The following is a 15,246-nucleotide window of genomic DNA, read 5'->3' as shown; positions in this document are numbered from 1 at the left end:
GTTGAAGTCGCCGGTCGCGGCGTCCAGGTGGGCGACGGAGCCCGTGGCGGAGGTCAGGGTGCCGGTCGCCGTGGCGCCGCCGGCCTCGGCGTGGGTGACCGCGCGACGCGCGTCCGCGTCCAGCACACCCCAGCTGATCAGCTGCTCGGTGAGGACCGAGGGGGACTGGTCGTAGATGACCGCGAGTGTGCGCAGGTCGTCCTGGCGGATCGAGAGCACCTTGCCGTTGTAGTCACCGCGCTGGGACTGGATCGTCGCGGCGTACCGCTGGAGGGGACCCGCCTTCTCGGCCGGCACGTGGGCCAGTCGCTCCAGGTCCAGCACCAGCTTCGGCGGCGGCTCGGCGGCGCCGCCCGGCGTGGTGCCCGGCAGCAGCTCCTGCACCGGAACGCCGTAGAAATCCGCCAGCTCGGCGAGGCGCTGCACGGTCACGGCACGGTCGCCGCGCTCGTACGAACCGACCACGACGGCCTTCCAGCGCCCCTGGGACTTCTCCTCGACACCGTGGAGGGAAAGGCCCTGCTGGGTGCGGATGGCCCGGAGCTTGGCCCCGAGCTGTTTGGCGTATTCGCTGGACATATGGCTCCCCGGACACTGTGTCGACGCGACTGGCTTGGTTTCCAGGCCGCGCGGCTGGTAACTCACTGTGAGGTTACGCAGCGTTACTCTGGCGCGTCAAGCCGAATGGTCCACACCGACGCTTCCGTGCTATCGGTGGCCGATTAGGCCAACCGGGTGAACGGAGAGGTCTCCTCGACCTGCTACGGTGGATGGCGCAAACCAGACGTCCTTTAAGGTCCGTCCCGTGAGGCGGAGAAGGAGGTCCCTTTCGTATGGACAGGCAGCAGGACACTGAAGCGTCCGATGCCCGGCCCGTTCTCGAAGGCCCTGACATCGCGCGGGTGTTGACCCGCATCGCCCACGAGATCGTCGAGCGCGCCAAGGGCGCCGACGACGTGGTGCTCCTCGGCATCCCGACCCGCGGCGTCTTCCTCGCCCAGCGGCTCGCCGCCAAGCTCGAGCAGATCACCGAGCGCAAGATCCCGGTCGGCTCGCTCGACATCACCATGTACCGCGACGACCTGCGCATGCACCCGCCGCGTGCGCTGGCCCGCACCGAGATCCCCGGTGACGGCATCGACGGCCGGCTCGTCGTCCTCGTCGACGACGTGCTTTTCTCCGGCCGCACCATCCGCGCCGCCCTCGACGCCCTGAACGACATCGGGCGCCCGCGCGCGGTCCAGCTCGCGGTCCTCGTCGACCGCGGCCACCGCGAACTGCCCATCCGCGCCGACTACGTCGGCAAGAACCTCCCCACGTCGTTGCGGGAGACGGTCAAGGTCCAGCTCGCCGAGGAGGACGGTCGCGACACCGTGCTGCTCGGTGCGAAGCGGCCCCAGTAGCACGCGCACGGCGTACGGCGCTGTCGTACCGCCCGCTGGGCATGCCTCCACGCGCGCGTGCCGCCCGAATTCTCCCGACCTGAACTGCCTTACGGAGCCTGACAGATGCAGCGTCATCTCATCTCGGCCGCCGATCTCACCCGTGACGACGCCGTCCTGATCCTCGACACCGCCGAGGAGATGGCCCGGGTCGCCGACCGGCCGATCAAGAAGCTGCCGACCCTGCGCGGCCGCACCGTCGTGAACCTCTTCTTCGAGGACTCCACGCGCACGCGTATCTCCTTCGAGGCCGCCGAGAAGCGGCTGTCCGCGGACGTGATCAACTTCTCCGCCAAGGGGTCGAGCGTGTCCAAGGGCGAGTCCCTGAAGGACACCGCCCAGACCCTGGAGGCCATGGGCGTCGACGCCGTCGTCATCCGGCACGGCGCCTCCGGAGCGCCGTACCGCCTGGCCAACTCCGGCTGGATCGACGCCGCCGTCATCAACGCCGGCGACGGCACCCACCAGCACCCCACCCAGGCCCTGTTGGACGCCTTCACGATGCGCCGCCGGCTCGTCGGCCGGGACGCCGGGCTCGGCCAGGACCTCGGCGGCCGGCGCATCACGATCGTCGGCGACGTCCTGCACAGCCGCGTCGCCCGCTCCAACGTCGACCTGCTGCACACCCTCGGCGCCGAGGTCACCCTCGTCGCCCCGCCGACCCTGGTGCCGGTCGGTGTCGAGACCTGGCCCTGCGAGGTGTCGTACGACCTCGACAGCACGTTGTCCAAGTCCGACGCGGTGATGATGCTGCGCGTGCAGCGCGAGCGCATGAACGCCGCCTTCTTCCCCACCGAGCGCGAGTACTCGCGGCGCTACGGCCTCGACGGCGACCGCATGGCGCGGATGCCCGCGCACGCCATCGTGATGCACCCCGGCCCGATGGTCCGCGGCATGGAGATCACCGCCGAGGTCGCCGACTCGGAGCGCTGCACCGTCGTCGAGCAGGTCGCAAACGGAGTCTCCATCCGGATGGCCGTTCTGTATCTGCTGCTCGGGGGCAACGAACCCGCCCTCACCCACGCCCGTACCACCGAGGAGAAGTAAGACAGATGAGCAAGATCCTGATCCGTGGTGCGAAGGTGCTCGGCGGCGAGCCGCAGGACGTGCTGATCGACGGCGGGACCATCGCCGAGGTGGGTTCCGGACTGAGGGCCGAGGGTGCCGAGGTCGTCGAGGCCGCCGGCAAGGTGCTCCTGCCGGGGCTCGTCGACCTGCACACCCACCTGCGTGAGCCGGGGCGCGAGGACTCCGAGACCGTGCTGACCGGCACGCGCGCGGCGGCCTCCGGCGGTTACACGTCCGTGTTCGCCATGGCCAACACCTTCCCGGTCGCCGACACGGCCGGTGTCGTCGAGCAGGTCTACCGACTGGGCCAGGAGCACGGGTACTGCGATGTGCAGCCCATCGGCGCCGTGACCGTCGGCCTGGAGGGCAGGAAGCTCGCCGAGCTGGGCGCCATGCACGAGTCGGCCGCCGGGGTCACCGTCTTCTCCGACGACGGCAAGTGCGTCGACGACGCCGTGATCATGCGGCGGGCGCTGGAGTACGTGAAGGCCTTCGGCGGCGTCGTCGCCCAGCACGCGCAGGAGCCGCGGCTGACCGAGGGCGCCCAGATGAACGAGGGCGTCGTCTCCGCCGAGCTGGGGCTCGGTGGCTGGCCCGCGGTGGCCGAAGAATCGATCATCGCCCGGGATGTCCTGCTCGCCGAGCACGTCGGCTCCCGCGTCCACATCTGCCACCTCTCGACCGCGGGCTCGGTCGAGATCGTGCGCTGGGCCAAGTCCCGGGGCATCGACGTGACCGCCGAGGTCACCCCGCACCACCTGCTCCTGACCGACGAGCTGGTGCGCACGTACAACCCGGTGTACAAGGTCAACCCGCCGCTGCGCACCGAGCGTGACGTGCTGGCGCTGCGCGAGGCGCTCGCCGACGGCACGATCGACATCGTGGCCACCGACCACGCCCCGCACCCGCACGAGGACAAGGACTGCGAGTGGGCCGCGGCCGCCATGGGCATGGTCGGCCTGGAGACCGCGTTGTCGGTGGTGCAGGAGACCATGGTGGACACCGGGCTCCTCACCTGGGCCGGGGTCGCCGAGCGCATGTCCTTCAAGCCCGCCGAGATCGGGCAGGCGAAGGGGCACGGCCGTCCCGTCTCGGCTGGTGAGCCCGCCAACCTCACGCTCGTCGACACGGAATACCGTGGGTCCGTGGACCCCGCGGGCTTCGCCTCGCGCAGCCGCAACACTCCGTACGAGGGGCGTGAGCTGCCGGGCCGTGTGACGCACACGTGGCTCCGGGGCAAGGCCACGCTCGTCGACGGGAAGCTCACGTGACACCTGCAACACTGCTCGCAGCCGGCACCGGACTCGCGGCCGACCAGAAGTCGGCCGAAGTGACCGACTGGGCCGCTCGCATCGGCTGGGTCGTCGGCCTCGCCCTCTTCGTCGCGCTCGTCTACTGGCTGATGCGCGAGGGCTGGAAATGGCGCGGCACCCTCCAGGGCGACCTGCCCGGGCTGCCCAGCGCGCCGGACGACCCCGGCCCGGCGAAACTGAGCATGAGCGGCCGCTACCACGGCTCGACCACGGCCGGTCAGTGGCTGGACCGCATCGTGGCGCACGGCCTCGGCACCCGCAGCCGGGTCGAGCTCACGCTGACGGACGCGGGACTGGACGTCGTACGCCCCGGCGCGACCGACTTCTTCGTCCCGGCCGCGCAGCTGCGCGAGGCCCGGCTCGACAAGGGCATCGCCGGCAAGGTCCTGACCGAGGGCGGACTGCTCGTGGTGACCTGGGCGCACGGCGAACGGCTGATCGACTCGGGGTTCCGCTCGGACCACGCGGCGGAGCACAACGAGTGGGTCGACGTCATTAACTCCATGATCGACAACTCCATGATCAACACCAACAGCACGGAAGGCGCCGAACGATGACGACCTCCATCCAGGGGACCGCCTCGCCGAGGCACAAGGCGGCTCCCGCCGTACTCGTCCTGGAGGACGGCCGGATCTTCCGCGGCCGTGCCTACGGGGCCGTGGGGGCGACCTTCGGCGAGGCCGTGTTCTCCACCGGCATGACCGGCTACCAGGAGACCCTCACCGACCCGTCGTACCACCGCCAGGTCGTCGTGATGACCGCCCCGCACGTCGGCAACACCGGCGTCAACGACGAGGACCCGGAGAGCAAGCAGATCTGGGTCGCCGGATACGTGGTGCGCGACCCCGCGCGCGTGCCGTCCAACTGGCGCTCCCGGCGCTCGCTGGACGACGAGCTGCGCGCCCAGGGCGTCGTCGGCATCTCCGGCATCGACACCCGCGCGCTCACCCGCCATCTGCGTGAGCGCGGCGCCATGCGCGTCGGCATCTTCTCCGGCAACGCGCTGCCCGACGAGGGCACCATGCTCGCCGAGGTGCGCCAGGCCCCCGAGATGAAGGGCGCCGACCTCTCCGCCGAGGTCGCCACCAAGGAGCCGTACGTCGTCCCCGCGATCGGCGAGAAGAAGTTCACCGTCGCCGCCGTCGACCTCGGCATCAAGGGCATGACCCCGCACCGCATGGCCGAGCGCGGCATCGAGGTGCACGTGCTGCCCGCGACGGCCACCGCCGAGGACGTGTACGCCGTGAACCCGGACGGCGTGTTCTTCTCCAACGGCCCCGGGGACCCGGCCACCGCCGACCACCCGGTCTCCGTCATGCAGGCGGTCCTGGAGCGCGGCACCCCGCTGTTCGGCATCTGCTTCGGCAACCAGATCCTGGGCCGCGCGCTCGGCTTCGGCACCTACAAGCTGAAGTACGGCCACCGCGGCATCAACCAGCCCGTGCAGGACCGCACGACCGGCAAGGTCGAGGTCACCGCGCACAACCACGGCTTCGCCGTCGACGCCCCGACCGACAAGGTCTCCGACACCCCCTACGGCCGCGCCGAGGTCTCCCACGTCTGCCTCAACGACAACGTGGTGGAGGGCCTCCAGCTCCTCGACAAGCCGGCCTTCAGCGTCCAGTACCACCCCGAAGCAGCCGCGGGTCCGCACGACGCCGCCTACCTGTTCGACCGCTTCGTATCCCTGATGGAGGGCCAGCGTGCCTAAGCGCACCGATATCCAGTCCGTCCTGGTCATCGGCTCCGGCCCGATCGTCATCGGCCAGGCCGCCGAGTTCGACTACTCCGGCACGCAGGCGTGCCGGGTCCTGAAGGCCGAGGGCCTCAGGGTCATCCTCGTGAACTCCAACCCCGCGACGATCATGACCGACCCGGAGATCGCCGACGCCACCTACGTCGAGCCGATCACCCCCGAGTTCGTCGAGAAGATCATCGCCAAGGAGCGCCCCGACGCGCTCCTGCCCACCCTGGGCGGTCAGACCGCCCTCAACACGGCGATCTCGCTGCACGAGAACGGCGTACTGGACAAGTACGGCGTCGAGCTGATCGGCGCCAACGTGGCCGCCATCCACAAGGGCGAGGACCGCGACCAGTTCAAGGAGGTCGTGGAGGAGGTCCGCAAGAAGATCGGCCACGGTGAGTCCGCCCGGTCCTACATCTGCCACTCCATGGACGACGTGCTGAAGGGTGTCGAAGAACTCGGCGGCTACCCGGTCGTCGTCCGTCCCTCCTTCACCATGGGCGGCGCCGGTTCCGGCTTCGCGCACGACGAGGAGGAGCTGCGCCGCATCGCCGGCCAGGGACTCACCCTCTCCCCGACCACCGAGGTGCTCCTGGAGGAGTCCATCCTCGGCTGGAAGGAGTACGAGCTGGAGCTGATGCGCGACAAGCACGACAACGTCGTGGTCGTCTGCTCCATCGAGAACTTCGACCCCATGGGCGTGCACACCGGCGACTCGATCACCGTCGCGCCCGCGATGACGCTGACCGACCGCGAGTACCAGATCCTGCGCGACATCGGCATCGCCGTCATCCGCGAGGTCGGCGTGGACACCGGCGGCTGCAACATCCAGTTCGCGGTGAACCCGGTCGACGGCCGCGTCATCGTCATCGAGATGAACCCGCGCGTGTCGCGCTCGTCGGCCCTCGCCTCCAAGGCGACCGGCTTCCCGATCGCCAAGATCGCCGCAAAGCTGGCCGTCGGCTACACGCTCGACGAGATCCCGAACGACATCACGCAGGAGACCCCGGCCTCCTTCGAGCCGACGCTCGACTACGTGGTCGTCAAGGCCCCCCGATTCGCCTTCGAGAAGTTCCCGCAGGCCGACTCCACGCTGACCACCACCATGAAGTCGGTCGGCGAGGCCATGGCCATCGGCCGCAACTTCACCGAGGCCTTCCAGAAGGCCCTGCGGTCGCTGGAGAAGAAGGGCAGCCAGTTCACGTTCGTCGGCGAGCCGGGCGACAAGGAGGAGCTGCTGCGCGAGGCCGTACGGCCCACCGACGGCCGTGTCAACGCGGTCATGCAGGCCATCCGGGCGGGCGCGACTCCCGAGGAGGTCTTCGAGTACACGAAGATCGACCCCTGGTTCGTCGACCAGCTTTTCCTCATCAAGGAGATCGCCGACGAGCTCGCCGAGGCGCCGGAGCTGACCCGCGAGCTGCTCGCCGAGGCCAAGCGGCACGGGTTCTCCGACCAGCAGATCGGCGAGATCCGCGGCCTGCGCGAGGACGTCGTCCGCGAGGTCCGGCACGCGCTCGGCATCCGCCCGGTCTACAAGACGGTCGACACCTGCGCCGCCGAGTTCGCCGCGAAGACGCCGTACTTCTACTCCTCCTACGACGAGGAGAGCGAGGTCGCGCCGCGCGAGAAGCCCGCGGTCATCATCCTGGGCTCCGGCCCGAACCGCATCGGCCAGGGCATCGAGTTCGACTACTCCTGCGTCCACGCCTCCTTCGCGCTGAGCGACGCCGGGTTCGAGACCGTGATGGTCAACTGCAACCCGGAGACCGTCTCCACCGACTACGACACCTCCGACCGCCTGTACTTCGAGCCGCTGACGCTGGAAGACGTGCTGGAGATCGTCCACGCGGAGTCGCTCGCCGGGCCGATCGCCGGTGTCGTGGTCCAGCTCGGCGGCCAGACGCCGCTGGGCCTGTCGCAGGCGCTGAAGGACAACGGAGTGCCGATCGTGGGCACGCCGCCGGAGGCCATCCACGCGGCCGAGGACCGGGGCGCCTTCGGGCGCGTGCTCGCGGAGGCCGGCCTCCCGGCCCCCAAGCACGGCACGGCCACCACCTTCGCCGAGGCCAAGGCCATCGCCGACGAGATCGGCTACCCGGTCCTGGTGCGGCCCTCGTACGTCCTCGGCGGGCGCGGCATGGAGATCGTGTACGACGAGACCCGGCTGTCGTCCTACATCGCCGAGTCGACCGAGATCAGCCCCTCCCGTCCGGTGCTCGTCGACCGCTTCCTCGACGACGCGATCGAGATCGACGTCGACGCGCTCTACGACGGCCAGGAGCTCTACCTCGGCGGCGTCATGGAGCACATCGAGGAGGCCGGCATCCACTCCGGCGACTCGGCGTGCGCGCTGCCGCCGATCACGCTGGGCGGCTTCGACATCAAGCGCCTGCGGGCCTCCACCGAGGCCATCGCCAAGGGCGTCGGCGTCCGCGGCCTGATCAACATCCAGTTCGCGATGGCCGGCGACATCCTGTACGTCCTGGAGGCCAACCCGCGCGCGTCCCGTACGGTCCCCTTCACCTCGAAGGCGACCGCGGTGCCGCTGGCGAAGGCCGCCGCCCGGATCTCACTGGGCGCGACCATCGCCGAACTGCGGGCGGAGGGGCTGCTTCCGGCGAGCGGCGACGGCGGCGAGCTGCCGCTCGACGCGCCGATCTCCGTCAAGGAGGCCGTCATGCCGTGGTCGCGCTTCCGCGACATCCACGGGCGCGGCGTCGACACGATCCTCGGCCCGGAGATGCGCTCCACCGGCGAGGTCATGGGCATCGACTCCGTCTTCGGCACGGCGTACGCCAAGTCGCAGGCCGGCGCGTACGGTCCCCTGCCGACCAAGGGCCGGGCGTTCATCTCGGTCGCCAACCGCGACAAGCGCTCGATGATCTTCCCGGCGCGTGAACTGGTCGCCCACGGCTTCGAGTTGCTCGCCACGTCCGGCACGGCCGAGGTGCTCAAGCGCAACGGCATCAACGCCACGGTCGTGCGCAAGCAGTCCGAGGGCACCGGCCCGAACGGCGAGAAGACCATCGTCCAGCTCATCCACGACGGCGAGGTCGACCTCATCGTCAACACCCCGTACGGCACCGGCGGCCGCCTCGACGGCTACGACATCCGTACGGCGGCCGTGGCGCGGTCGGTCCCGTGCCTGACGACGGTCCAGGCGCTCGCCGCCGCCGTCCAGGGCATCGACGCCCTCAACCACGGCGGCGTGGGCGTCCGTTCACTCCAGGAACACGCGGAACACCTGACCGCGGCCCGCGACTAGCAGCCGACAAGGGGGACACCGGAAACGGTGTCCCCCTCGTCGTGAGGACACAGTGATGTACAAGTTCGTCTTCCGTCTGGTTTTCAAACGGATGGACCCGGAGCAGGCGCACCACCTGGCCTTCCGCTGGATCCGTCTCGCCGTCCGCGTCCCCGTGCTGCGCACGTTCATCGCCGCCGCGCTCGCGCCCCGATACAAGGAACTGCGCACCGAGGCTTTCGGACTGCGCATGCACGGTCCCTTCGGGCTCGCCGCCGGCTTCGACAAGAACGCGATCGCCATCGACGGGATGTCGATGCTCGGCTTCGACCACGTCGAGATCGGCACGGTCACCGGAGAGGCCCAGCCCGGCAACCCCAAGAAGCGGCTGTTCCGGCTCGTACCGGACCGGGCGCTGATCAACCGCATGGGCTTCAACAACGACGGCTCGCTGGCGGTCGCCGCCCGCCTGGCCTCCCGTACGCCCGTCTTCAAGACCGTCGTGGGCGTCAACATCGGCAAGACCAAGGTCGTTCCCGAGGCGGAGGCCGTCGGTGACTACGTGAAGTCCGCGGAGCGGCTGGCGCCGTACGCCGACTACCTGGTGGTCAACGTCTCCTCGCCCAACACCCCCGGCCTGCGCAATCTCCAGGCCGCGGAGGCGCTGCGCCCCCTGCTGAGCGCCGTCCGCGAGGCCGCCGACCGTACGGTGCCCAGCCGTCGGGTCCCGCTCCTCGTGAAGATCGCTCCCGACCTCGCCGACGAGGACATCGACGCCGTCGCCGACCTGGCCGTCGAACTCGGTCTCGACGGGATCATCGCCACGAACACCACCATCGCGCGCGAGGGCCTCGGTCTGACTTCCGAACCCTCCCTGGTCAAGGAGGCCGGCGGTCTCTCCGGCGCCCCCCTCAAAGCGCGTTCCCTGGAGGTCCTGAGGCGCCTGTACGCGCGCGTGGGGGACCGGATCACCCTGGTGGGCGTCGGCGGCGTCGAGAGCGCCGAGGACGCCTGGCAGCGCATCCTGGCGGGCGCCACGCTGGTCCAGGGGTACAGCGCCTTCATCTACGAAGGGCCCTTCTGGGGCCGCGCCATCCACAAGGGGCTCGCCGCGCGCCTGCGCACCAGCCCGTACGACACCCTCGCCGACGCGGTCGGCGCCGACGTCAGGAAGGCAAGGAAGACCGCATGAGCGCTCTGGAACCCTTCGGCGCCCGTCTGCGCCGCGCGATGGACGAGCGCGGCCCGCTGTGCGTCGGCATCGACCCGCACGCGTCCCTGCTCGCCGAGTGGGGCCTGAACGACGACGTGGCCGGCCTGGAGCGGTTCAGCCGCACGGTCGTCGAGGCGATGGCCGACCGGGTCGCCGTGCTCAAGCCGCAGAGCGCGTTCTTCGAGCGCTTCGGGTCGCGTGGCGTCGCGGTTCTGGAGAGGTCGGTGGCGGAGGCGCGGGCGGCCGGTGCGCTGGTCGTGATGGACGCCAAGCGCGGCGACATCGGCTCGACCATGGCCGCGTACGCCGAGTCCTTCCTCCACAAGGACTCCCCGCTGTTCTCGGACGCGCTGACCGTCTCCCCGTACCTCGGCTACGGCTCGCTCTCGCCGGCCGTCGCGATGGCCCGGGAGAGCGGCTCCGGCCTGTTCGTGCTCGCGCTGACCTCGAACCCGGAGGGCGGCGAGGTCCAGCACGCGGTGCGCGCGGACGGCCGCAGCGTCGGCGCGACGATGCTGGCGCACCTGGCCGCCGAGAACGTGGGGGAGGAGCCCATGGGTTCCTTCGGAGCGGTCGTCGGCGCCACGCTCGGCGACCTGTCGACGTACGACCTCGACATCAACGGTCCGCTCCTCGCGCCCGGCATCGGGGCACAGGGCGCCACGCCGGCCGACCTTCCCCGGGTCTTCGGCGCCGCGGTGCGCAACGTCGTCCCGAACGTCAGCCGGGGGGTACTGCGGCACGGCCCCGACGTCGTCGCTCTGCGTGATGAGGCGTCACGCTTCGCAGAGGACATCCGGGCCGCCGTGTCGGTCGGCTGACCGCCGTCGGGCATGACGAGCCGCTCGCGCGAGACCTCCGATGAGTGGTTCGAGGCCGACTTGAGTCTGAATACATCCTCAAATCCAGGGCATTATGTCCTAAATGTCCGGCCTGATGGAGGCTGACCAGGACTTTTCCGCTGTTCTCGCTGACTCTGGCGGACTTGGCCGCTAGTCTCCGACGAGAGTGAACGGGCAAGCGTGTTGCTCGTGGCTCCCCAGGTGTGGGGCGACTAGGTTCCTCACCGGTCCGTATCCGACAGTTCGACATCCGAGGTGACGTAGGCGTGGCTCTTCCGCCCCTTACCCCTGAACAGCGCGCAGCCGCGCTCGAAAAGGCCGCCGCGGCTCGCCGGGAGCGGGCCGAGGTCAAGAATCGACTCAAGCACTCCGGCGCCTCCCTGCATGAGGTCATCAAGCAGGGCCAGGAGAACGACGTCATCGGCAAGATGAAGGTCTCCGCCCTGCTCGAGTCCCTGCCGGGCGTGGGCAAGGTCCGCGCCAAGCAGATCATGGAGCGACTCGGCATCTCCGAGAGCCGCCGCGTGCGTGGCCTCGGCTCGAACCAGATCGCTTCCCTGGAGCGTGAGTTCGGCAGCACCGGCTCCTGAGTCCGGGGCTTCCCGACCGGGAGTCCCGGGCACTCCGGGATTGCTGGAATAATCGCTGCATGAGTGAACGTCCGCGGCTGACCGTGCTCTCCGGCCCCTCGGGGGTCGGCAAGAGCACGGTCGTCGCCCATATGCGCAAGGAACACCCCGAGGTCTGGCTCTCGGTGTCGGCGACGACCCGAAAGCCCCGCCCCGGCGAGCAGCACGGAGTCCACTACTTCTTCGTCACCGACGACGAGATGGACAAGCTGATCGCCAACGGCGAGCTGCTGGAGTGGGCCGAGTTCGCCGGCAACCGTTACGGCACGCCGCGTGCGGCCGTGCTGGAGCGGCTGGAGTCCGGTGAACCCGTCCTCCTGGAGATCGACCTCCAGGGTGCCCGGCAGGTCCGCGAGTCCATGGCCGAGGCCCAGCTGGTGTTCCTGGCTCCTCCCTCCTGGGAGGAGCTCGTGCGCAGACTCACCGGACGCGGCACCGAGCCGCCCGAGGTGATCGAGCGCCGCCTGGACGCGGCGAAGGTCGAGCTCGCGGCGGAGCCGGAGTTCGATGTGACCTTGATCAACACCTCCGTCGAGGACGTGGCGCGCGAGCTGCTAGCCTTGGTGGACGTTGTGTGATCGTGCTGATCGGTCAAGCTTGATCATTCGCGGTCATGCACACTGAATCTTTCCCACCCATCGGAAGGTAGAGCGTGTCCTCTTCCATCTCCGCGCCCGAGGGCATCATCAACCCGCCGATCGACGAGCTCCTCGAGGCCACCGACTCGAAGTACAGCCTCGTGATCTACGCGGCCAAGCGGGCCCGCCAGATCAACGCGTACTACTCGCAGCTCGGCGAGGGCCTCCTCGAGTACGTCGGTCCGCTCGTCGACACCCACGTCCACGAGAAGCCGCTCTCGATCGCCCTGCGGGAGATCAACGCGGGTCTGCTGACGTCCGAGGCCGTCGAGGGTCCGGCGCAGTAAGTACGATTTGCAGCTTGCAGCTGACTTTTCCACAGGCCCGGCAGCGCGACTGCCGGGCCTGTGGTGTGTCATGGGGGTTGTACGTTTCCTAGGTCCGGGGAGAGACGGTGGACAAGCCGAAGGTCGTTCTGGGGGTCAGCGGCGGCATCGCCGCGTACAAGGCCTGTGAGCTGCTGCGCAGACTCACGGAGTCCGGCCATGACGTGCGCGTCGTGCCCACCGCCTCCGCGCTGCACTTCGTCGGCGCCGCCACCTGGTCCGCCCTCTCCGGCCACCCGGTCTCCACGGAGGTATGGGACGACGTCCACGAGGTCCCGCACGTCCGCATCGGCCAGCACGCCGACCTGGTGATCGTCGCCCCCGCCACGGCCGACACCCTCGCCAAGGCCGCGCACGGCCTCGCCGACGACCTGCTGACCAACACCCTCCTCACCGCCCGCTGTCCGGTCGTCTTCGCCCCCGCCATGCACACCGAGATGTGGGAGCACCCGGCCACCCAGGAGAACGTGGCGACGCTGCGCCGGCGCGGTGCGGTCGTCATCGAGCCCGCCGTCGGCCGTCTCACCGGCGTCGACACCGGCAAGGGCCGGCTGCCCGAGCCGGCCGAGATCTTCGAGGTCTGCCGCCGGGTGCTGGCCCGGGGCGTCACCGAGCCGGACCTCAAGGGCCGGCACGTCGTCGTGAGTGCCGGGGGCACGCGCGAGCCGCTCGACCCGGTCCGCTTCCTCGGCAACCGCTCCTCCGGCAAGCAGGGCTACGCCCTCGCCCGTACGGCCGCCGCCCGGGGCGCCCGCGTCACACTGATCGCCGCCAACACGGAGTTCCCCGACCCGGCGGGCGTGGACGTCGTCCAGGTCGGCACGGCCGTGCAGCTACGGGAGGCGGTCCTGAAAGCGGCCGCGGACGCCGACGCGGTGGTGATGGCGGCGGCGGTCGCCGACTTCCGCCCGGCCACGTACGCCGCCGGGAAGATCAAGAAGAAGGACGGCCAGGACCCGGAGCCCATCGTCCTGGTACGGAATCCGGACATCCTCGCGGAGATCTCGACCGAGCGCGCCCGCCCCGGCCAGGTGATCGTCGGCTTCGCCGCCGAGACGGACGACGTCCTGGCCAACGGCCGAAGGAAACTGGCACGCAAGGGGTGCGATCTCCTTGTGGTGAACGAGGTGGGCGAGCGCAAGACGTTCGGCTCGGAGGAGAACGAGGCGGTCGTTCTGGGCGCCGACGGCAGCGAGACACTCGTGCCGCACGGGCCGAAGGAGGCCTTGGCCGAAACCGTATGGGACCTGGTGACACGGCGGTTCGGATAAAGGTTTGATCCGCTGCGGGTTCCCTTGAGTCTCGCTCGATTCGGGTGTGGCGGCCCTGGCCAAGGATGTGTGACATTGGGCAGAATGCGCGTGCCGCATGTCACAGCGCTCCCGAGAGGCGAGACAGGGGGTCCGCGGCCGAGCTCGACAGATAAACTGTCCACGGACGACGCCGGGCGCAGCCCCCGTCCCGTCCGCCAATGATCAGCCAGCAGCCGCTGCAACCACAGGGAGCGTTGTGTCCCGTCGTCTGTTCACCTCGGAGTCCGTGACCGAAGGTCACCCCGACAAGATCGCTGACCAGATCAGCGACACCATTCTCGACGCGCTTCTGCGCGAGGACCCGACCTCCCGGGTCGCCGTCGAGACCCTGATCACGACCGGTCTGGTGCACGTGGCCGGTGAGGTCACGACCAAGACGTACGCGGACATCGCGACGCTGGTCCGCAGCAAGATCCTGGAGATCGGCTACGACTCCTCGAAGAAGGGCTTCGACGGCGCCTCCTGCGGTGTCTCGGTCTCGATCGGCGCCCAGTCGCCGGACATCGCGCAGGGCGTGGACACGGCGTACGAGTCCCGGGTCGAGGGCGACGACGACGAGCTGGACCGCCAGGGCGCCGGTGACCAGGGACTGATGTTCGGCTACGCGACGGACGAGACGCCCACGCTGATGCCGCTGCCGATCTTCCTGGCGCACCGTCTGTCCAAGCGCCTGTCCGAGGTCCGCAAGAACGGCACGATCCCCTACCTGCGCCCGGACGGCAAGACGCAGGTCACCATCGAGTACGACGGCGACAAGGCGGTCCGCCTGGACACGGTCGTGGTCTCCTCGCAGCACGCCAGCGACATCGACCTCGACTCCCTCCTCGCCCCCGACATCCGGGAGTTCGTGGTCGAGCCGGAGCTGAAGGCGCTCCTCGACGACGGCATCAAGCTGGACACCGAGAACTACCGCCTGCTCGTCAACCCCACCGGCCGCTTCGAGATCGGCGGCCCGATGGGCGACGCCGGCCTGACCGGTCGCAAGATCATCATCGACACCTACGGCGGCATGGCGCGCCACGGCGGCGGCGCCTTCTCCGGCAAGGACCCGTCCAAGGTGGACCGTTCGGCCGCGTACGCGATGCGCTGGGTCGCCAAGAACGTCGTCGCGGCGGGCCTCGCCTCCCGCTGCGAGGTGCAGGTGGCGTACGCGATCGGCAAGGCCGAGCCGGTCGGCCTGTTCGTCGAGACCTTCGGCACGGCCAAGGTCGACACCGAGAAGATCGAGAAGGCCATCGACGAGGTCTTCGACCTGCGCCCGGCCGCGATCATCCGCGCCCTGGACCTGCTCCGCCCGATCTACGCCCAGACGGCGGCCTACGGCCACTTCGGCCGCGAGCTGCCGGAGTTCACCTGGGAGCGCACGGACCGGGTGGAGGCACTGCGCAAGGCGGCGGGGCTGTAGAGCCGTAGGCCTGGCCCTCAGGAGTTCTGCGAGGCCCTGGTTCCCCTGTCGGGGCACCAGGGCCTC

Annotated in this window: 13 protein-coding genes and 1 pseudogene; 13 read left to right on the top strand and 1 reads right to left on the bottom strand. The window is 69.7% G+C overall.

Annotated features, from left to right (window positions below; genetic code table 11):
* Nucleotides 1-96: 96 nt before the first annotated feature.
* Nucleotides 97-579: pseudogene (gene bldD / locus ABZ078_RS38775) on the bottom strand (transcriptional regulator BldD); the annotation flags it as partial.
* 254 nt (nt 580-833) lie between these two features.
* Between bldD and pyrR the strand changes: the two are divergent.
* The 13 genes from pyrR (at nt 834) to metK (ending at nt 15,180) form a co-directional block, all read left to right on the top strand.
* Complete coding sequence (gene pyrR / locus ABZ078_RS38770) at nt 834-1,403, top strand: bifunctional pyr operon transcriptional regulator/uracil phosphoribosyltransferase PyrR (protein WP_356583238.1); 570 nt, start codon at nt 834-836, stop codon at nt 1,401-1,403.
* Nucleotides 1,404-1,508: 105 nt separating this feature from the next.
* Nucleotides 1,509-2,489 carry an aspartate carbamoyltransferase catalytic subunit gene (locus ABZ078_RS38765; protein ID WP_356583237.1) on the top strand — a complete coding sequence of 327 codons (981 nt, stop codon included), beginning with the start codon at nt 1,509-1,511 and terminating at the stop codon, nt 2,487-2,489.
* Nucleotides 2,490-2,494: 5 nt separating this feature from the next.
* Nucleotides 2,495-3,781 (top strand): dihydroorotase, encoded by a 1,287-nt coding sequence (locus tag ABZ078_RS38760; protein ID WP_356583236.1) that lies wholly within the window; start codon nt 2,495-2,497, stop codon nt 3,779-3,781.
* Nucleotides 3,778-4,380, top strand: a complete 603-nt coding sequence (locus ABZ078_RS38755; RefSeq protein WP_356583235.1) for a hypothetical protein — start codon at nt 3,778-3,780, stop codon at nt 4,378-4,380. Before ABZ078_RS38760 ends, ABZ078_RS38755 begins: the two co-directional genes overlap by 4 nt.
* The gene (gene carA / locus ABZ078_RS38750) at nt 4,377-5,534 is read left to right on the top strand and encodes a glutamine-hydrolyzing carbamoyl-phosphate synthase small subunit (RefSeq protein WP_356583234.1); all 1,158 of its coding nucleotides are present in this window, start codon (nt 4,377-4,379) and stop codon (nt 5,532-5,534) included. Before ABZ078_RS38755 ends, carA begins: the two co-directional genes overlap by 4 nt.
* Nucleotides 5,527-8,835: a carbamoyl-phosphate synthase large subunit gene (carB, locus tag ABZ078_RS38745; protein ID WP_356583233.1), complete on the top strand. Its 3,309-nt coding sequence runs from the start codon at nt 5,527-5,529 to the stop codon at nt 8,833-8,835. The genes carA and carB overlap by 8 nt, the downstream gene beginning before the upstream one ends.
* Before the next feature lie 55 nt (nt 8,836-8,890).
* Nucleotides 8,891-10,006 carry a quinone-dependent dihydroorotate dehydrogenase gene (locus ABZ078_RS38740; RefSeq protein WP_356583232.1) on the top strand — a complete coding sequence of 372 codons (1,116 nt, stop codon included), beginning with the start codon at nt 8,891-8,893 and terminating at the stop codon, nt 10,004-10,006.
* Nucleotides 10,003-10,848 carry an orotidine-5'-phosphate decarboxylase gene (gene pyrF, locus ABZ078_RS38735; RefSeq protein ID WP_356583231.1) on the top strand — a complete coding sequence of 282 codons (846 nt, stop codon included), beginning with the start codon at nt 10,003-10,005 and terminating at the stop codon, nt 10,846-10,848. The genes ABZ078_RS38740 and pyrF overlap by 4 nt, the downstream gene beginning before the upstream one ends.
* 287 nt (nt 10,849-11,135) lie before the next feature.
* Entirely contained in the window at nt 11,136-11,459 is a 324-nt protein-coding gene (locus ABZ078_RS38730) for an integration host factor (protein WP_003977346.1), read from the top strand.
* Nucleotides 11,460-11,518: 59 nt separating this feature from the next.
* Entirely contained in the window at nt 11,519-12,076 is a 558-nt protein-coding gene (gene gmk / locus ABZ078_RS38725) for a guanylate kinase (protein WP_356583230.1), read from the top strand.
* Between the two features lie 74 nt (nt 12,077-12,150).
* A complete protein-coding gene (gene rpoZ, locus ABZ078_RS38720) occupies nt 12,151-12,423 on the top strand; it encodes a DNA-directed RNA polymerase subunit omega (RefSeq protein ID WP_003988945.1) in 273 nt (90 codons plus the stop codon).
* A 107-nt stretch (nt 12,424-12,530) separates the two neighbouring features.
* On the top strand, nt 12,531-13,733 hold the full coding sequence (gene coaBC, locus ABZ078_RS38715; protein WP_356583229.1) for a bifunctional phosphopantothenoylcysteine decarboxylase/phosphopantothenate--cysteine ligase CoaBC: 1,203 nt from the start codon (nt 12,531-12,533) through the stop codon (nt 13,731-13,733).
* 238 nt (nt 13,734-13,971) lie between these two features.
* Entirely contained in the window at nt 13,972-15,180 is a 1,209-nt protein-coding gene (gene metK / locus ABZ078_RS38710; RefSeq protein WP_356583228.1) for a methionine adenosyltransferase, read from the top strand.
* Nucleotides 15,181-15,246: the final 66 nt, after the last annotated feature.

The organism is Streptomyces sp. NPDC006385, from assembly GCF_040612485.1.
Taxonomy (GTDB): domain Bacteria; phylum Actinomycetota; class Actinomycetes; order Streptomycetales; family Streptomycetaceae; genus Streptomyces.
The sequence above is the reverse complement of the archived record's forward strand: the minus strand, read 5'-3'. Positions and strand labels throughout refer to the sequence as shown.